The organism is Candidatus Thiosymbion oneisti (assembly GCF_004359955.1).
Lineage (GTDB): Bacteria > Pseudomonadota > Gammaproteobacteria > Chromatiales > Chromatiaceae > Thiosymbion > Thiosymbion oneisti.
The window spans coordinates 1-15,621 of record NZ_SMSC01000003.1; the positions used below are offsets into that span (position 1 = coordinate 1).

Sequence of the window (15,621 nt, forward strand, 5' to 3'; positions counted from 1 at the left end):
ATGATACCAAGGGGTGTCTTCAAGAGAGACGAGAGCGGAGCGGGGAGTGGTCATGGCAGATTTCCTGTGATCTTGGTGTCAGGAAGGAGCTTAACTTGGAGTGGGAAAGATGTCAAACAAAGTGGATGTCCTTTCAGTTGGCCAGTCTGTGAAGTTTAAACCACAGAGGACACAGAGAACGCAGAGAATCGGCCGATTCCTTATCTCTGAAACAAAGTGGGCGTCCTTTTCTGATCATCCAGCCGCGGCGGTGGTCGAAATTCAGGCCTGAAAACGGGTCCTCGCCACACAAGAAGGCACGACGCACGCAACGGCATACGCAGTGATACCACGGGGTATCTCAAGGGAAACAAGAACCGAGCGGGGAGCGGTCATCGCGGGCTCTCTGTGGTTTCGGTGTCGAGAAGAAGCTTAATCTGTCGCGCCCCTACCAGGTCTCCATCTTCGAATCCCTCGAGTCGCACTTTCCTTCCACCCGTAGGAAGCTGGATCGACAATGATGTCACCCCGTCAGACGTATTCACCGAGGCTTGCGGTCGATCATTAACATAAATATCAACCTCAGAGATGTTCAACGTGGTGAGGTTAATCATGGCGGTTTGGCCCTGTACACTTGTAACTTCGGCTTTGAGTACACGAGGTGTCCCCAGGGCCAGGAATTCACCGGCCCGATCATACAGATCGCGATTGCCTTCTAGCAGATCATCGCGGCTGAAGGGAATGAGGATGTCAGGTTCGACGCCCAAATCCTCCACAGGCTGACCAACCCGTTCGCCGACACGTAGCGTGCGACGTAGGGAAATCCGCATTCCGGCCCCGGCCGGTAGCGGCCGAAGTGGCCCGCCGATCCAATCATCAGCTAGTGCTTCGTGGGTTAAAACATTGGCCCCACCGGCGCCGGTGGCGGTATCCACACCAAGTATCTTCCCGATTCGGTGATCCTGAAAGCCAGCTGCGAACATATCGCAAGCGCTGTAGCAGAAGGCGTCGGTAATGAGCACCACAGGACCGTGGTATAGCTGTCCGATGCTGTTGACCACCTTCGGCTGTGACAATGGAATCCCGCTGGAGTAAGACGCCCCAGTGGCTATCCCTTGTAGTAGCGACTTCCGCCAATCATTCATAGAGGCCACCTTCGCAGTGAGAGCCAAGGTGGCCGGGGTGTTAATAAACTGAGTCGGTTCAGGTTCGATTTTTCTGTGGGTCAGAAACTGGAGGAGAAACTCAGCCGCGATAATGTAACCCCCACCATTACCACGGACATCAATGATCAACCCTTCCGGTGGGAATTCCTCGGTTAAGAGCCGCATGATCTCCACAATAAATGCTGTAACATCCCTATCTTTCATATGAAAGGTCCACAACCTGAGGAATCCGAAAGTGCCGCTAGCGGTCTGAACCAGCCTGGCAGTCAGATCGTCAGGGCGGGTTGTGGGAATAATGTTGGCCTCAGTGAAGGCAGCGGTGGTCCGAGGTACCTTTCCTTCATATTTGGCCACACGAACTTCCTCGCGCATGGCAGCCGGGGCGAAGAGCTGTTTCTTGGCTTGCCGCATCAACTCGGTCCGCTGATCCACCCCCACTTGATACCGTAGTGGAGTACGCAAATCTTTGAGTAGGCCTCCTGCGTCAGGAGCCCCACCAAGTAAATCGGATACACCCTCAAATACCTGCCAAGCCAACCGAGTTTCATGGAGACCGTTGTCGGTTCTGTAGACCAGATCAACCCAGTCTTCGTCCGGCGGCAGGGACGCCCCCAAGAACCGCAGGGCCATGCTCTCAAGGCCACGTGCATAGCGAGCTGCCCGATTGCTGCCAGCCTCTTTGTTGGCGTTGCGCCACACGGCCAGATCCATGGGCACGCCGTTCCAATGCGTAATGACAGCACCTGGCTGTAGCTCAGGATCGGTCACAAGATGGTCCGCAACTTTGGAAACCATCCAGCGAGTTTGCCCGCCTTCATCATAGGCTTCAATCAGGATGCCAATAAAGGCAATCCGACCCCGATAGGGGGCTGGCAGCGAGTAGTTCGTATGTAGGTCCCTTAGATCCTTGAAAATATCAAGCAGGTCCGCATGAAATTCCCGCTCGGAGAGAGTTTCCAGCTTGTTGTGCAAGAGCCTAAGCCGCTGCACCGGGTCCACCGCGTGCATTGCCCGCTTGAGCGGTAGATGCACATAAAGGTCCCGGATGAGGATTTCCGCTTGCTCAACCAATATTTGGCGATCACTGGAAGTCAAGTTAGGTTGCGCATCGGAGATAGCCCGAAAATCGGCGATTGTTTGCACTGCCCCAAGCCCATGACGCCCTTGGAAGGTAGACGTTTTTTTACTCATTTTTCGTTTCTCCTTCGATCTAATTCAAAAGTTGGTAGTGTTTTAATTTTGTTGCTTCCGACAAACTAAAGTGGGTGTCTTTTTGATTGCTCGAATTTTCTCCAAACAATTCATCATAAGCTGTTTCTAACGGCACGACAGCCAAACTAAGCTCAGAAAAAAGTGCCCACACATATGTATGGAAGGCGTCATGTTCGAGTCCATCATTTTCTCGGTCTCTAACCGTAAGATTAAATTCCTTTTTTATTGGTTGGGCTGCATCGATAATGTTTTCATCTGAGATAACAGGGTACATACTATGAGCACATTCATTTCTTAATTTTGTTAATCTTCGCAAGGCATCCAATACTCGATCTGGCAAACCATTTTGGGCTTGAACTATTTTCAATTTGTGGCTGTATGTAAAACGTGAATCTTTTATAACTATATCTGGTTTCCTCAAAAACATAGATAATATTCGCTCAATATACCATTCAGTTAATGCATGCAGCCTCAATAATTGACCTGGCCTATCTTTGCTTTCAAATACCGTCTTATAGAGGATTAATATTTCCTCCGCTGCCTCACGCGGCAGCTCATCTGAAGCTTCTTCATTCACTCGTTTTCTATTGGCCTAACTACAAGTAGACCTCAAAAACGACGTGAGAAAATACGTCGAAAGTGAGGCCTAATCTGCTTGCCTGTTTGCAAGTGCCTGTATATGTTGCCAATATATAGGACAAACCCATCAGGTACTGACATGGAAAACACCCCCTCCGCCGGAACGCAGACGCTTGTCGTGGCAGGTCAAGGATGCGGAAGAGAAAACTACGAAGCGCGCGAATCCATTCGCGAGGATTCGCGTGATTCGTAGTTTTTCCTCTTTCTCGCCGACCGGTAACGCTTAACTTAACGGCATTGTCTCCGAAGCGGGGCCCGCAGGCCCCGCTCCACGCTTGCCGAGGGGATAGGTTTTAAGTCGCAGACCCCTTGGCCCCGACGAACTCGGGATAGGCCTCCAGTCCGCATTCGCCGATATCCACGCCTTCCCACTCTTCTTCCTCGCTCACCCGAATGCCCATGATGAGCTTGATGATAAACCAGGTGATGAAGGAAGTCACGAAGACCCAGCCCAGGATGGTCCCGAGGCCGATGAGCTGAGCGCCGATGCTTGCCTCCTCGTTGGTGATGGGCACCGCCAGCAGGCCCCACATGCCTACCACACCGTGGACGGAGATGGCGCCCACCGGATCATCGATGCGCAGCTTGTCCAGGGTGATGATGGCGAAGACCACGATCAGGCCACCGACGGCGCCGATGAGGATCGCCAACAGGGGCACTGGGGTCAGGGGCTCGGCAGTGATGGCCACCAGACCGGCCAGGGCGCCGTTCAGGGTCATGGTCAAGTCCGCCTTGCCGAACAGTATGCGCGCCGTGATCAGGGCTGCCACCAAACCACCGGCGGCGGCCATATTGGTGTTGACGAACACCGCTGCTACGGCGTTGGCCTCGCCAATGTCGGAGACCTTGAGCTCCGAACCGCCGTTGAAGCCGAACCAACCCAGCCAGAGAATGAAGGTACCCAGGGTAGCCAGCGGCATGTTGGCCCCCGGAATGGCGTTGATGGACCCGTCCTTACCATACTTGCCCTTGCGCGCCCCGAGCAGGAGCACGCCGGCCAAGGCTGCCGAGGCGCCGCACAGATGCACGACGCCGGAGCCGGCGAAGTCGTTGAAGCCGAGCTCGTCGAGAAAGCCACCGCCCCACTTCCAGTAGCCCTGTACCGGGTAGATGAAGCCGGTCATGACGACGGCGAACAGCAGGAAGGCCCACAGCTTCATACGCTCCGCTACCGCGCCGGAGACGATGGACATGGCCGTGGCTACGAATACCACCTGGAAGAAGAAATCGGCCATACCGGAATAATAGGTCTCCCCGTTACTGGCGAGTACCTTCTCGGCGGAGTGGTCGCCCCCGAACATAAAGCTCAGATCGAAGCCTGGGATGAGCCCGCCGGCGAAACCGTCGCCCGGATACATGATGTTGTAGCCCATGAGCATGTACAGGGTGCAGGCGATAGCGAACAGGGCTATGTTCTTGGTCAGGATCTCGGTGGTGTTCTTGGCGCGGACAAGGCCCGCCTCGAGCATGGCGAACCCGGCGGCCATCCACATGACCAGAGCGCCGGAGAGGAGAAAATAGAAGGTATCGAGCGCATAGGCGAGTTCGGTTACTTTGGTTAGCGGTTCCACTCTGGGTAATCCTCTTGAAGATACGACTGATGCCTAAAGGGCGTTCGGACCGGTCTCGCCGGTGCGAATGCGGATGACTTGCTGGAGATCGAAGACGAAGATCTTGCCGTCGCCGATCTTGCCGGTGCGTGCGGTGTTGGTAATGGCCTCGATGACCTGATCTACCAGGGGGTCATCCACGGCAATCTCCAACTTGATCTTGGGCAGGAAGTCCACGACATATTCGGCGCCGCGGTAGAGCTCCGTGTGCCCCTTTTGGCGGCCGAAGCCCTTGACTTCGATGACGGTTATTCCCGAAACGCCGAGAGCGGCGAGGGCCTCGCGCACATCGTCGAGCTTGAATGGTTTGATGATGGCTGTAACTAGCTTCATTGATGGAAAACTCCGTGGTAAAGGACGGCCGTATCGGGACCGCCTCGGAATGCATGGTCAAGTAATCAGGGCCAGGTCGGCGCTGAAGTCATGGGGAACCCCGGTGCTGCCAGGACCGCGCCCTTCGAGCCTCTTGGAGCAGAGGGTATCTCCGGGGACACAGCGGCGATACCGGCTACAGGCATGGCACAAGGTAATCCATAGAGCGGTTTTTTGCACTTAGTATGCCAACCTATCCGGCTGTTCCTGAAAAACGATACTGAGTGGCAAATGTCGTTAATTCACAAGGGTCTGATGTGCACTCTGATCGAACACTCTGTGTAATTTCCCCACATCGTTGCACCATTCTGGTGCATTCAAGGTCTGATGCACTCAAGGCGGGCGCGCATCGGCTATAGCTTCCAGCGACCAGTCGCCGGCTGTTAGCTATTTTTGAGCCGCAAAGGCGCAAAGGTTTTCCGGAGGGGCACTCCCTGCAGGTGTCCAACGGCTCTGTTTTTCCCATATTCAAATCCGACCTGAGCTGTTCTGCAGTCTCATCGGAGCCGGATGAGTCTATATTTATCCGCAGATTACGCAGATTTTCACAGATTGTTTCATTCTTAATTCTTAATCTGCGAAAACCTGCGCAATCTGCGGATTCTAAGAAGAAAAGCGACGAATCGCACGAATCCGATTCGCGTGATTCGTAGTTTCTTCTCTTCGTTGAGGTTTCCAACTATTGGAAGCCGGCGATTATCCCCGGGTCCTTTGCGCCTTTGCGGTTCAAACTATCTCCCGGTCTTATCGGAACCGAGTGAGCCGTCGGTGGGTACAGCCGGCAGCTGGTGGGCACAGCCCACCCTCCCCTGCCAGCGACTGGTAGCGGGACCGAAAGACGCCCGGATGTTGGGTGTATAATAGGGTTCAGACAACAAGCCGCGAGGGTTCCTTTATATGTTGGTCCCCAAACAGTTGGATGACCTCGCCCAACGCCTCTCCGACAGCCTCCCCAAGGGCCTACAGGCGTTGCAGGAAGACATCAATCGCAATCTGCGGGCATCCCTCGAAGGGGGGTTGGCCAAACTCGATTTGGTCACCCGCGAGGAGTTCGATGTCCAGGCGGCGGTGCTCGCGCGTACCCGCGAGAAGTTGGAAGGGCTCGAGGCGCGGGTGGCGGAGCTGGAGCAAGGGTCCGGTTCCGGTGAGGGACTGCAACGGCAGTCCACCTCGGGCGAGTCCCCGAGCGAGTCGGTCCCAGGGTCCACTTGAGTCTCTGTGTCCTCAATAGCCGAGCGCGGGAGGGAATCCAGGCCCCGGCCGTCACCGTGGAAGTGCATCTCGCAGGTGGCCTGCCGGCGCTATCCATCGTCGGCCTGCCCGAGCTGGCGGTAAAGGAGAGCAAGGACCGGGTGCGTGGCGCCCTGCTCAACAGCCGCTTCCAATTTCCCATCGGCCGCGTGACCATCAACCTGGCCCCGGCGGACCTGCCCAAGGAGGGCGGGCGCTTCGACTTGCCCATCGCCGCGGGCGTCCTGGGTGCATCCGGTCAGCTCAAGTGTGACCTGCACGGCCGTCTGGAGCTGCTCGGAGAGCTCGCCCTCTCGGGGGACCTGCGCCCGGTGACCGGTGTCCTGCCGGCGGCCCTGGCGGCGCGGGATGCAGGAAGGGCGCTCATCCTGCCGCGCGAGAACGCGGACGAGGCGGCCCTGGTGAGCGGCCTTACCATCTATCCTGCGGAACACCTGCTTGAGGTCTGCGAACACCTTAACGGTACCGCCTTGCTGTCCCCATTCGAGCGCCCGAATCTGGCGCCGTCCGCGGTCGAGTATCCGGACTTGGCGGAGGTCCGGGGTCAGGAGCAGGCGAAGCGCGCCCTGGAGATCGCCGCAGCGGGTGCCCACAGCCTCCTGTTCCTCGGCCCCCCAGGGACCGGCAAATCTATGCTCGCCAACCGGCTGCCCGGTATCCTGCCGCTCATGACCGAGGGTGAGGCCCTGGAAGCGGCGGCCGTGCGTTCGGTGAGCGGACGCGAACCCTTCAACCCGCGAGATTGGCGCCGGCGCCCGTTTCGTGCCCCCCACCACACGGCCTCGAGTGTCGCCCTCGTCGGTGGCGGCGGCAACCCGCGCCCGGGGGAGATCTCACTGGCCCATCAGGGGATTCTGTTCCTCGATGAGTTCCCGGAGTTCGACCGGCGGGTGCTGGAGGCGTTGCGCGAGCCGCTGGAGTCCGGCCACATCCATATCTCCCGCGCCGCCCGCCAGGCCGAGTTCCCCGCCCGCTTCCAACTCGTGGCCGCCATGAACCCCTGTCCCTGCGGCTACCTGGGTGACGCCGGCTCACGGTGTACCTGCACCGCCGAGCAGGTGGCCCGCTACCGTGCCCGTATCTCGGGACCCCTGCTGGACCGCATCGACCTGCACGTGGAGGTACCGCAGGTGAGTGCCGGTCACCTCAATGCGCCCGCGGCGGATGGCGTCGAGACCTCCGCTCAGGTACGGGCCCGGGTGGAGCTGGCGCGTGAGCGTCAGCTCAGTCGCGCCGGTAAATCCAACCAGTCGCTCACCCCGAGCGAGATCGACCGCACCTGTCCCTTGGGGAAGGCCACCCGCCAGCTGATGGGCCAAGCCCTCCAACAGCTTGGACTATCCGCCCGGGCCTACCACCGGGTGCTCAAGGTGGCGCGCACCATCGCCGATCTGGCGGCCTGCGATCGTATCGAGACCCCGCACCTGAGCGAGGCGATCGGCTACCGCAAACTGGACCGGGCCGGTCCGATGCGTTGACCATTATGCGCCCGGGGAATGATTGGTAACGACAGCTTTAAAATCTATCCGCAGATTACGCAGATTTTCACAGATGAAAAACGGGTAGTGCCTAATGTGTAGTGATGAACTCGCTACTGAGTCTTTTCCGTCTTCGATGGGATGACTACACGATCACTCCATATTGAGCACTACCGAAAAACGAAATAATCTGCGTAATCTGCGGATTAAAAAGGGATTTAGCGAGGTCTCCGGAGAGGTTTATACGCACTTGCCCTGATGGTCCGTCCCGCCTCGATCGGGGCCACCGGCGTCTCGTGATATACTTCGCAATCCTTCGTTGACCCCTGTTCGGAGCTCGCGATGAGCAGACCATCCGGTCCTTACGAGACCCGTCCCGGCCGCCGTCATCCAGCCGGTGCGACGGTCGGAGATGAAGGCGTCAATTTCTCTGTCTACAGCCGGCACGCCACGGGTGCCGAGCTGTTGCTGTATGAGAACGCCCGCAGCCCGGAGCCCTTCCAAATTATCGGTTTGGACCCGGAAATCAATCACACCTTCTTCTCCTGGCATGTGCTGGTGGTGGGTCTGCCGCCGGGGACCCACTATACCTGGCGCATGGATGGCCCCAACGACCCCCAAGGCCAGGGCTGGCGTTTCGATCCCCGGGTGGAGCTGGTCGACCCCTGGGGCCGGGCCGTGACCACCGACAGCTGGGACCGCTGGGAACGCCAACGCAAGGGCGTCAAACCCCACGACTCACCACGGGCGGTGGTGCTCGCGGATGACTATGACTGGGAGGAAGATATCCCCCTGTATCTGCCCGGCGAGCAGATGATCGTCTACGAGCTGCACGTGGGCGGCTTTACTCGCCACGCCTCCGCGGGCGTTCGCTCCCCGGGGACCTTCGCCGGCATCGTCGAGAAGATCCCCTATCTGGAATCCCTCGGCATCACCCATGTGGAACTGATGCCGGTGATGGCCTTCGACATACAGGACGTACCCGAGCAGGTTTGGGACAAGGGGCTGACCAATTATTGGGGCTACAGTACGCACAGCTTTTTCTCGCCGCATCCCGGTTACTGCACCTCACCTGAAGCGGGCACCCACCGCACCGAGTTCCGGGATATGGTCAAGGCCCTGCACCGGGCCGGGATCGGCGTGATCCTGGATGTGGTCTTCAATCACACCGCGGAAGGCGACGGCGGCGGGCCGGTCATCAACCTCAAAGGTTTCGGTAATGAAACCTTTTATATCCTCGATCAGATCGACAAGAGCATCTACCTGGACTTTACGGGCTGTGGGAATACAGTCAACGCCAACCATCCGATGGTTGCCCGCTTCATCATCGAATGCCTGGAGTACTGGGTACGCGAGATGCACGTGGACGGCTTCCGTTTCGACCTGGCCAGCGCCCTGGCGCGGGACGAGGAGGGCCAGCCCCTGCCCAACCCGCCTCTGCTGTGGGGGATCGAGTTATCGGACGTGCTCGCCAGCACCAAGATCATCGCCGAGGCCTGGGACGCGGCGGGGCTTTATCAAGTAGGGACCTTTCCCGGCTACCGCTGGATGGAATGGAACGGGCGTTACCGCGACAGCCTGCGCCAGTTCATCCGCGGCGACCCCGGCAACATCGGTGAGGTAGCGAGCCGCATCGCCGGCAGCAGCGACCTCTATCAGGCGAACCTGCGCCTCCCCATCAACAGCGTCAATTTCATCACCTGCCACGACGGCTTTACCTTACAGGACCTGGTGAGCCACGAGCGCAAGTGCAACCGAGCCAACGGCGAGGACGATCGGGACGGTTGCAGCCATAACCTGAGCTGGAACTGTGGGGTCGAGGGCGCGAGCGACGACCCTGAGATCCGTGCCTTGCGTAAGCGCCAGGCCAAAAATCTCCTGGGCCTGCTGTTTCTGAGCCAGGGCGTTCCCATGCTATTGGCCGGTGATGAGGTGCTGCGCACCCAGGGCGGTAACAACAACGTCTGGTGCCAAGACAATGAAACGGGCTGGCTCGACTGGGCGCTTCTCGAGCGTAACGGGGATATGCTGCGCTTCGTCAGGGAGCTGATCGCCTTTCGCAAACGCCATCCGAGCCTGCAACGCCGGTATTTTCTGAGCGGGCAGCCGCGAGAAGGCTCGTCGTTGCCGGACATCAGCTGGCAAGGTCCCAAGGGTAGACCTCCGCGGTGGGACGATCCGAATAGCCACAGCCTGGGCTTCACCCTGGCAGGTACGGGGCCGGGCGAAGAGGACCTGCAGATCCTGATGAACATGGGCAAGGCGTCCCAGACCTTCGCGCTGCAGGCGCTGGATGGACGCACTTGGCATCTGGCGCTGGACACCGCCCGCGCGACGCCGATGGACATCCTGCCCAAGGACGAACAGGAACCCTGGCCTGAGAACAGCTATCCGGTCGCCGCCCATGCCCTGGTAGTGCTGGAAGGCCGCTGAGTGGGGTTGAGCTTAGGAGAGAATTAGATGGACTGGATCGTGAATAGCGTGGTCGGCATTGTCATGCTGTTGGCCGGTTTCGGTCTTGACCGCCTGTGGGAATGGAGAAAAAAGAAGAAAGCCGGCTTGACCGGTCAAGCCCACCGGATAATCGCGAAACTCGGCAAGTCGGTGCAATCCTTCGACGGCTATTACTTCCTTTCCCGCAGTCCCACCGAGAATTTCAAGATCGCAAACCATGTGTACCAACACGCGGCGGGAGAGGTGATAGGCACATGCTTTCGGGAAAACCCCACTACCTACGGTGAGCAAGACCTGTCACGGCTTCTGCCTCCCGGGGCGTCCTTCACCCGTCTGACGACAGACAGAGTCTGCTCGTCAGAAGACATCAAGAAAGTAGAAGCGGTTCTCAAAGAATTTGTTCCAAACAGCAAGATCGTGATGGTTCCATCGCAGGAACATTTCACGAGTATTGACGGGATATTTGCACAGCTATCGGACAAGACACATATTGCCCTTGTCACCTTTCCCAAAATGGGACCCGAACACCAAAACCGAGGCATCCTGTTCTACGGTCACATCGCTGAGACCTTCTTTACATACTACAAAGATTTGAGCGATGCCTCTATCAAGGCAGGGGAGAAGACAGGAAGCCCGACCAAGCCATCGAGGGCGATTGAATCCGACCGTTAGCGACAGATATAGAGGGATTTACATGGCGCCGGTGCCGATACCTAAGCCATCATTCTTGGATTCATGTGAATATCTCGGCGTTTTTTCTGGAGAAAAGAGGTGGAGGTCTTTCGACGGAAAGCGTATCTATACCTGGGACCACCTGCATGGAGAAATCGAGGTATTTAATAAACGTGGGCACCATCTAGGTGTAATTGATCCAATACATGGGGCTATGATCAAAGAAGCAGTAAAAGGGAGAAAAATCGATGTCTAGCTTTATTGAAAAATGCATCAACGGTGAGGTGCTGCTTGATGATATCGATGATTTTGTGGATTCTTGGCACGCAGGAACAAGCAAGCTACCTTTACATCATTATTTAGGGATGTCACGATCAGAGTATTCACTGTGGATAGCTGATCCCGATGTGCTTCCGTATATTATAAATGCACATCGTTACGAAAAAGACATTTCAGAACTTCTCGATGAAGCATTATCATTGGCTACCAGATCAGTGGCCCGGATAAAACGTTAAATTAAATGCCTCCGATGAGGGAGAATGGTGTGCTAAACAAAAGGCTCCAGCTGATCGTCTCAAAGCAGCGCCGCTTCGCTTGCGCAGCTTTGGGCGAGGGTTGGTCTTGCATCAGCGTCTAAAAAACTAAAGTAACTACAAGTGGTAAAACCCTATGCTTGAAAATACTCAGGCTATGGAAAATCAGGTGGAAGAAATGCCTTCCCTAAACCATAGTTATATTTGCGTTCAAGTAATGCGGCAATTATTACAAGATAATTCCATACAGCCATTACCTGAGTTGACTCTGGATATAGACAAGGGTCTTACACCGGACATTTCGGTATTTAAAAAGGAAAAAATACAACCTAATTTTTTTGAAGATATATTAAAAATCAAAGACTTACCCATATTAGCGATTGAGGTAATTTCTTCAAGTCAAAGTGTTCAAGCAATTTTTGAAAAATCCAAAATTCTGGTTAACTCCGGCGTTAAAACTGTGTGGACAATAGAGCCATATGGAAGAAGCATTTTCGTGGTAAATAAAGAAGGAAAAAAATTATTTCATGAGGAAATAGTGGAAAGTGAAGGAGTAAAAGTTGATTTCACAAAAGTCTTTAGAAGCTAACTGTTGGATCCCTGATGATTGCATAGGAACTAGACTTGGATCATTGTTGCGTGCACCGGGAGGTTATGGAGCGGCTTGTAGCTCAATGCCATTAAGTTAGCTGCTGATCGCTTGTCGTGGTCGGTCAGGATGCGGAAGAGAAAACGACGAAGCGCGCGAATCAGCGCGAATCCATTCGCGCATTCGCGCGGATTCGCGTGATTCGTCGTTTTTCCTCTTTTTCGCTGACCGGTAACGCTTAACTTAATGGCATTGGCTTGTAGCTATGTCGATAGCGGAGCAAGCATCATGAACGTCCGTTTTTTAAAAACAGCTATAGAGGACTGGTTGCAAAGTTATGAAATCAAGATTCGGCACGGATGCAAAGGGATCTCCAGCCTTCCCGGAAGGGCAGGTGAGTAGGTCGGATGCGCAGACGTTGCGGGCCCTGGCGAAGGAGATCTCCCGCGTAGCTGCGCCCCGACTCGAGGAGACGGCCTTGGTGCTCTACGACCGGGACCCAGGGTATCTCCAGGCCCAATGGTATGTCACGTCGGAAGCACTCACCGCGGCACGCCGCTTGTTTCCCGGCGACGGGACGGGCCTGCGCCAGGTGCTGCGGCTGTGCCGCCTGGATCGGGAAGACCGCATCGAGATAGTTGCGAGCCTTCCCCAGGGGTCCGGTGCATCGGAAGGAGCGGGCGAGGACGGCTTTGCCCTGCCCGGAGATGGCGCTGAGTATAGCTGCGAGCTTGGCCTGGAATCGGACGCGGGGGGGTGGCTGCTGCTGGCGCGCTCGAACCGGGTCCGGTCGGCGGACCGGCAGCTCCCCCCGTCGCGGACTACAGCCGTCCCGGACAATCCGCACGCCTGGAATGCACCGCTTGCGACGGCGGAGCAACCGAAGGAGATCGAAGCCATGCCTGTAGAAGCGGCGTTGGCGGCTGTCGGCGAGCCCCTCCACCCTGTCTTTCCCAACCTGGAGCTGGATGATGCACCGCCGCCGGGGCATCCTGCACCCCCAGAGGAGACGCCGGGCCAAGCACGGTTACAGGACCGGGAACCGGAATCCCCGTCCGGTATCCTCGAGCATCCGGCGCTTGACCTGGAGACGGATGATTCGCCGCCGGGGCATTCCGCACCCCCGAAAGAGGAGGGTGTCGCAAAAGGCACTGATCTTCGCCCTTTGACCCCCTCTCCCCAATCCCTCTCCCGGCGGGAGAGGGGCTTTTGCGACACCCTCAAAGAGGTGCCGGGCCGAATACAGCCAGAGAGCCGGAAACCGGAATACCCGCCCGGCGTCCCCCCGTATCTGGTGTCCTATGGGGAGTCGGATAATGCACCACGAGGGCATTTTGCCCCCCTGACGGAGGCACCCCGCCCAGAGATGCCCGAGCAGGAGATCCCGGACCAAGCAGGGTTACGCGACTGGAGACCCGAATTCTCACCCGGTATTCCTCACGACCCGGCTCCCCACCCGGAGACGAGGGCCGAGTTTCCTTCCGACGTCCCCGTAGAAGCGGCGTTGGCGGCCGTTGGTGAGCCCCTCTACCCCGTCTTTCCAAACCTGGAGCCGGATGATGTGCCGCCGCCGGGGTATTCCGAATCCCTGGGGGAGACACCGGGTCAAACATGGTTGCAGGACCGGGGACCGGAATTCCCGCCCGGTGTCCCTCAGGATTCGGTGCCCTACCTGGAGCCGACGACCGACCTTCCCCCCGGCGCCCACCTGGTGGATATGCCCCCACCCTTGCTGCCGTCGTCGCCGGGGCTGGACACCGCGACGGCGGATATGCCCGGACCCATCTACGACCCCCGGGCGGCCTTGTCCAGTGCGGTGCTGTCCGGCGGGGCCTTGCCCCCGCTGCCTGACCTGGAGATCCACGCGGAGCTGATCGTTCAGGGACGCGCCGCTGCGGGCTCCAGGGTCGATCTGTTCGGCTACCCGATCGCGGTCGGCGCGGACGGACGCTTCTACATTCGCCGTCCAATCGACATCTCGGCGTTAGAGCCCCTTGCCGTCGGCGGAGGTCTGCTGGCGTGGCTGGAGGCCGCCGGGCACGGGTGACAGTGCCCGGCCATCATCACGGTCATTTCGCGCTGCTGCTGCACGCGCACCTACCCTTTGTCCGTCACCCGGAACACCCTCGGCACCTGGAGGAGCACTGGCTGTTCGAGGCCGTTACCGATGTCTATCTGCCCCTGCTCGGGCTGCTCAGAGCGGCGGTTGCGCGCGGGTCCAGGTTTCGGCTTACCCTCTCCCTGTCCCCTACCCTGCTCTGCATGCTCGCGGATCCCCTGTTGGCGGGGCGCTATCTGGATTATCTCGACCGCCTCGCTCGGCTCGCGGGGCGTCTGACCGGGGACCCGCGGTCCGAGCCGGGCCGCCGCTCCCTCGCCTGCTTCTATGGTGAGCGCCTCGAGCGTCTACGGGCCTTCTACCTAGACGAGCTCGGCGGTGATCTCATCGCCGCCTTTGCGGCCCTCGAAGCAAGCGGCCTGGTCGAGCTCATGACCACGGCGGCCACCCACGGTTATCTGCCCCTGCTGCGCAGCCAGCCTACGGCGGTGCGGGCCCAGCTGCGGGTAGCGCGGGATCATTTCCGAGCCACCTTCGGCCATGCGCCGGAGGGACTCTGGCTACCGGAGTGCGGCTATTATCCCGGTCTCGAACATGCGGTCGCCCAGGCCGGTTATCGCTACCTGGTCCTCGATGCCCACGGGCTGCAACAGGCATCGCCACCCCCGCGTCACGGCGTCTACGCACCCTGTACGGCAGGCGAGACGGGCAAGGCAATTGCGGTCTTCGGCCGCGATCCGGACTCGGCGCAGGCGCTCTGGTGCCCCACCACCGGCTACCCCGGTCACCCGCTGTACCGCGAGTACCACTGGGATCCCGGTTACGAGGGCGACTCGGACCTCCTGGCGGACTTTCTCCCCCCGGGCGTCAAGGCCGCGCCGACCGGGCTGAAGTTTCACCGGGTCACCGGTAGGACAGATGCCAAGGCCCCCTATGAGCCTGCGGCTGCCCTGGATCAGGCCGAGCGTGACGCGCAGCGGTTCGTGGCGGCTCGCCGTCGGCTGCTCGGGTCCTTGTCTTTCACCGCTCGGCCTCCGATCATCGTCGCACCCTACGATGCTGAATTGTTCGGCCATTGGTGGTTCGAGGGACCGGCCTTCATCGACGCCCTGATCCGCTGCCTCGACACGGCACGGGATATGCAACCCGTGACCCTGGGTGAGCACCTCCACCGGCACGGGACCGCGGGGGAAATTCGTCCCGCGACCTCCAGCTGGGGCGAGCAGGGCTATAATGGTGCTTGGTTGCGTCCGGACATGGGTTGGGTGTATCTGCAGCTGCACCAGGCAGCAGGAGAACTCGCAGCCCTGGTAAACGGACGCCAACAGATGCCGGATCGGGATGGGGCATCCCGCCTGTTGCGGCAGGCGGCCCGTTCCCTGTTGCTGGCTCAGAGCTCGGACTGGACCTTCCACCTGGGGCGGGGTGCCGGGTCGGACTATTGTGAGTCGCGCCTGCGCGATCAGCTTGCCCGTTTCCGTTTCCTAGCCGGGGCCTTGCGCGGCGGCCGGATTCGAGACGAGCAGCTCGCCGCGCTGGAAAGGATGGACAACCTGTTCCCGGACCTGGATCTGAGACACTTCGGCTGTACTAGCCAAGGCGGATAG

General features: G+C 58.5%; 14 protein-coding genes. 9 read left to right on the forward strand and 5 right to left on the reverse strand.

Annotation, left to right across the window (positions count from 1 at the left end; genetic code table 11):
- Positions 1-371: 371 nt before the first annotated feature.
- The 5 genes from E1958_RS01945 to E1958_RS20030 all read right to left on the reverse strand — a co-directional run bounded on the left by E1958_RS01945 (position 372) and on the right by E1958_RS20030 (position 5,158).
- Complete coding sequence (locus E1958_RS01945; RefSeq protein WP_133510377.1) at positions 372-2,336, reverse strand: S41 family peptidase; 1,965 nt, start codon at positions 2,334-2,336, stop codon at positions 372-374.
- 19 nt (positions 2,337-2,355) lie between these two features.
- Positions 2,356-2,934 (reverse strand): hypothetical protein, encoded by a 579-nt coding sequence (locus E1958_RS01950; protein ID WP_133510378.1) that lies wholly within the window; start codon positions 2,932-2,934, stop codon positions 2,356-2,358.
- Positions 2,935-3,289: 355 nt separating this feature from the next.
- Positions 3,290-4,567 (reverse strand): ammonium transporter, encoded by a 1,278-nt coding sequence (locus E1958_RS01955; protein ID WP_133510379.1) that lies wholly within the window; start codon positions 4,565-4,567, stop codon positions 3,290-3,292.
- A gap of 33 nt (positions 4,568-4,600) precedes the next feature.
- Positions 4,601-4,939, reverse strand: a complete 339-nt coding sequence (locus E1958_RS01960) for a P-II family nitrogen regulator (RefSeq protein ID WP_089726844.1) — start codon at positions 4,937-4,939, stop codon at positions 4,601-4,603.
- A 57-nt stretch (positions 4,940-4,996) separates the two neighbouring features.
- On the reverse strand, positions 4,997-5,158 hold the full coding sequence (locus tag E1958_RS20030) for a hypothetical protein (RefSeq protein ID WP_165741516.1): 162 nt from the start codon (positions 5,156-5,158) through the stop codon (positions 4,997-4,999).
- A 717-nt stretch (positions 5,159-5,875) separates the two neighbouring features.
- Here E1958_RS20030 and ubiK point away from each other — a divergent pair.
- The 9 genes from ubiK (at position 5,876) to E1958_RS02005 (ending at position 15,621) form a co-directional block, all read left to right on the forward strand.
- Positions 5,876-6,190 carry a ubiquinone biosynthesis accessory factor UbiK gene (gene ubiK / locus E1958_RS01965; RefSeq protein WP_089726847.1) on the forward strand — a complete coding sequence of 105 codons (315 nt, stop codon included), beginning with the start codon at positions 5,876-5,878 and terminating at the stop codon, positions 6,188-6,190.
- Positions 6,187-7,707: a YifB family Mg chelatase-like AAA ATPase gene (locus tag E1958_RS01970; protein WP_133510380.1), complete on the forward strand. Its 1,521-nt coding sequence runs from the start codon at positions 6,187-6,189 to the stop codon at positions 7,705-7,707. Before ubiK ends, E1958_RS01970 begins: the two co-directional genes overlap by 4 nt.
- Before the next feature lie 342 nt (positions 7,708-8,049).
- Positions 8,050-10,140, forward strand: a complete 2,091-nt coding sequence (gene glgX, locus E1958_RS01975) for a glycogen debranching protein GlgX (protein ID WP_133510381.1) — start codon at positions 8,050-8,052, stop codon at positions 10,138-10,140.
- A gap of 27 nt (positions 10,141-10,167) precedes the next feature.
- On the forward strand, positions 10,168-10,833 hold the full coding sequence (locus tag E1958_RS01980; RefSeq protein ID WP_133510382.1) for a hypothetical protein: 666 nt from the start codon (positions 10,168-10,170) through the stop codon (positions 10,831-10,833).
- A 22-nt stretch (positions 10,834-10,855) separates the two neighbouring features.
- On the forward strand, positions 10,856-11,089 hold the full coding sequence (locus tag E1958_RS21820; RefSeq protein WP_133510512.1) for a colicin E3/pyocin S6 family cytotoxin: 234 nt from the start codon (positions 10,856-10,858) through the stop codon (positions 11,087-11,089).
- Complete coding sequence (locus E1958_RS01990; RefSeq protein ID WP_133510383.1) at positions 11,082-11,348, forward strand: hypothetical protein; 267 nt, start codon at positions 11,082-11,084, stop codon at positions 11,346-11,348. Before E1958_RS21820 ends, E1958_RS01990 begins: the two co-directional genes overlap by 8 nt.
- A gap of 154 nt (positions 11,349-11,502) precedes the next feature.
- Entirely contained in the window at positions 11,503-11,955 is a 453-nt protein-coding gene (locus E1958_RS01995; protein WP_207787550.1) for a Uma2 family endonuclease, read from the forward strand.
- A gap of 337 nt (positions 11,956-12,292) precedes the next feature.
- The gene (locus E1958_RS02000; RefSeq protein WP_133510384.1) at positions 12,293-14,002 is read left to right on the forward strand and encodes a hypothetical protein; all 1,710 of its coding nucleotides are present in this window, start codon (positions 12,293-12,295) and stop codon (positions 14,000-14,002) included.
- The gene (locus E1958_RS02005) at positions 13,975-15,621 is read left to right on the forward strand and encodes a glycoside hydrolase family 57 protein (RefSeq protein ID WP_133510385.1); all 1,647 of its coding nucleotides are present in this window, start codon (positions 13,975-13,977) and stop codon (positions 15,619-15,621) included. Before E1958_RS02000 ends, E1958_RS02005 begins: the two co-directional genes overlap by 28 nt.

Coding starts and splice junctions, on each gene's coding strand:
- E1958_RS02000 (WP_133510384.1), top strand. CDS start 12,293: ATGAAATCAAGATTCGGCACGGATGCAAAGGGATCTCCAGCCTTCCCG.
- glgX (WP_133510381.1), top strand. CDS start 8,050: ATGAGCAGACCATCCGGTCCTTACGAGACCCGTCCCGGCCGCCGTCAT.
- E1958_RS01980 (WP_133510382.1), top strand. CDS start 10,168: ATGGACTGGATCGTGAATAGCGTGGTCGGCATTGTCATGCTGTTGGCC.
- E1958_RS01960 (WP_089726844.1), bottom strand. CDS start 4,939: ATGAAGCTAGTTACAGCCATCATCAAACCATTCAAGCTCGACGATGTG.
- E1958_RS21820 (WP_133510512.1), top strand. CDS start 10,856: ATGGCGCCGGTGCCGATACCTAAGCCATCATTCTTGGATTCATGTGAA.
- ubiK (WP_089726847.1), top strand. CDS start 5,876: ATGTTGGTCCCCAAACAGTTGGATGACCTCGCCCAACGCCTCTCCGAC.
- E1958_RS01990 (WP_133510383.1), top strand. CDS start 11,082: ATGTCTAGCTTTATTGAAAAATGCATCAACGGTGAGGTGCTGCTTGAT.
- E1958_RS01995 (WP_207787550.1), top strand. CDS start 11,503: ATGCTTGAAAATACTCAGGCTATGGAAAATCAGGTGGAAGAAATGCCT.
- E1958_RS01945 (WP_133510377.1), bottom strand. CDS start 2,336: ATGAGTAAAAAAACGTCTACCTTCCAAGGGCGTCATGGGCTTGGGGCA.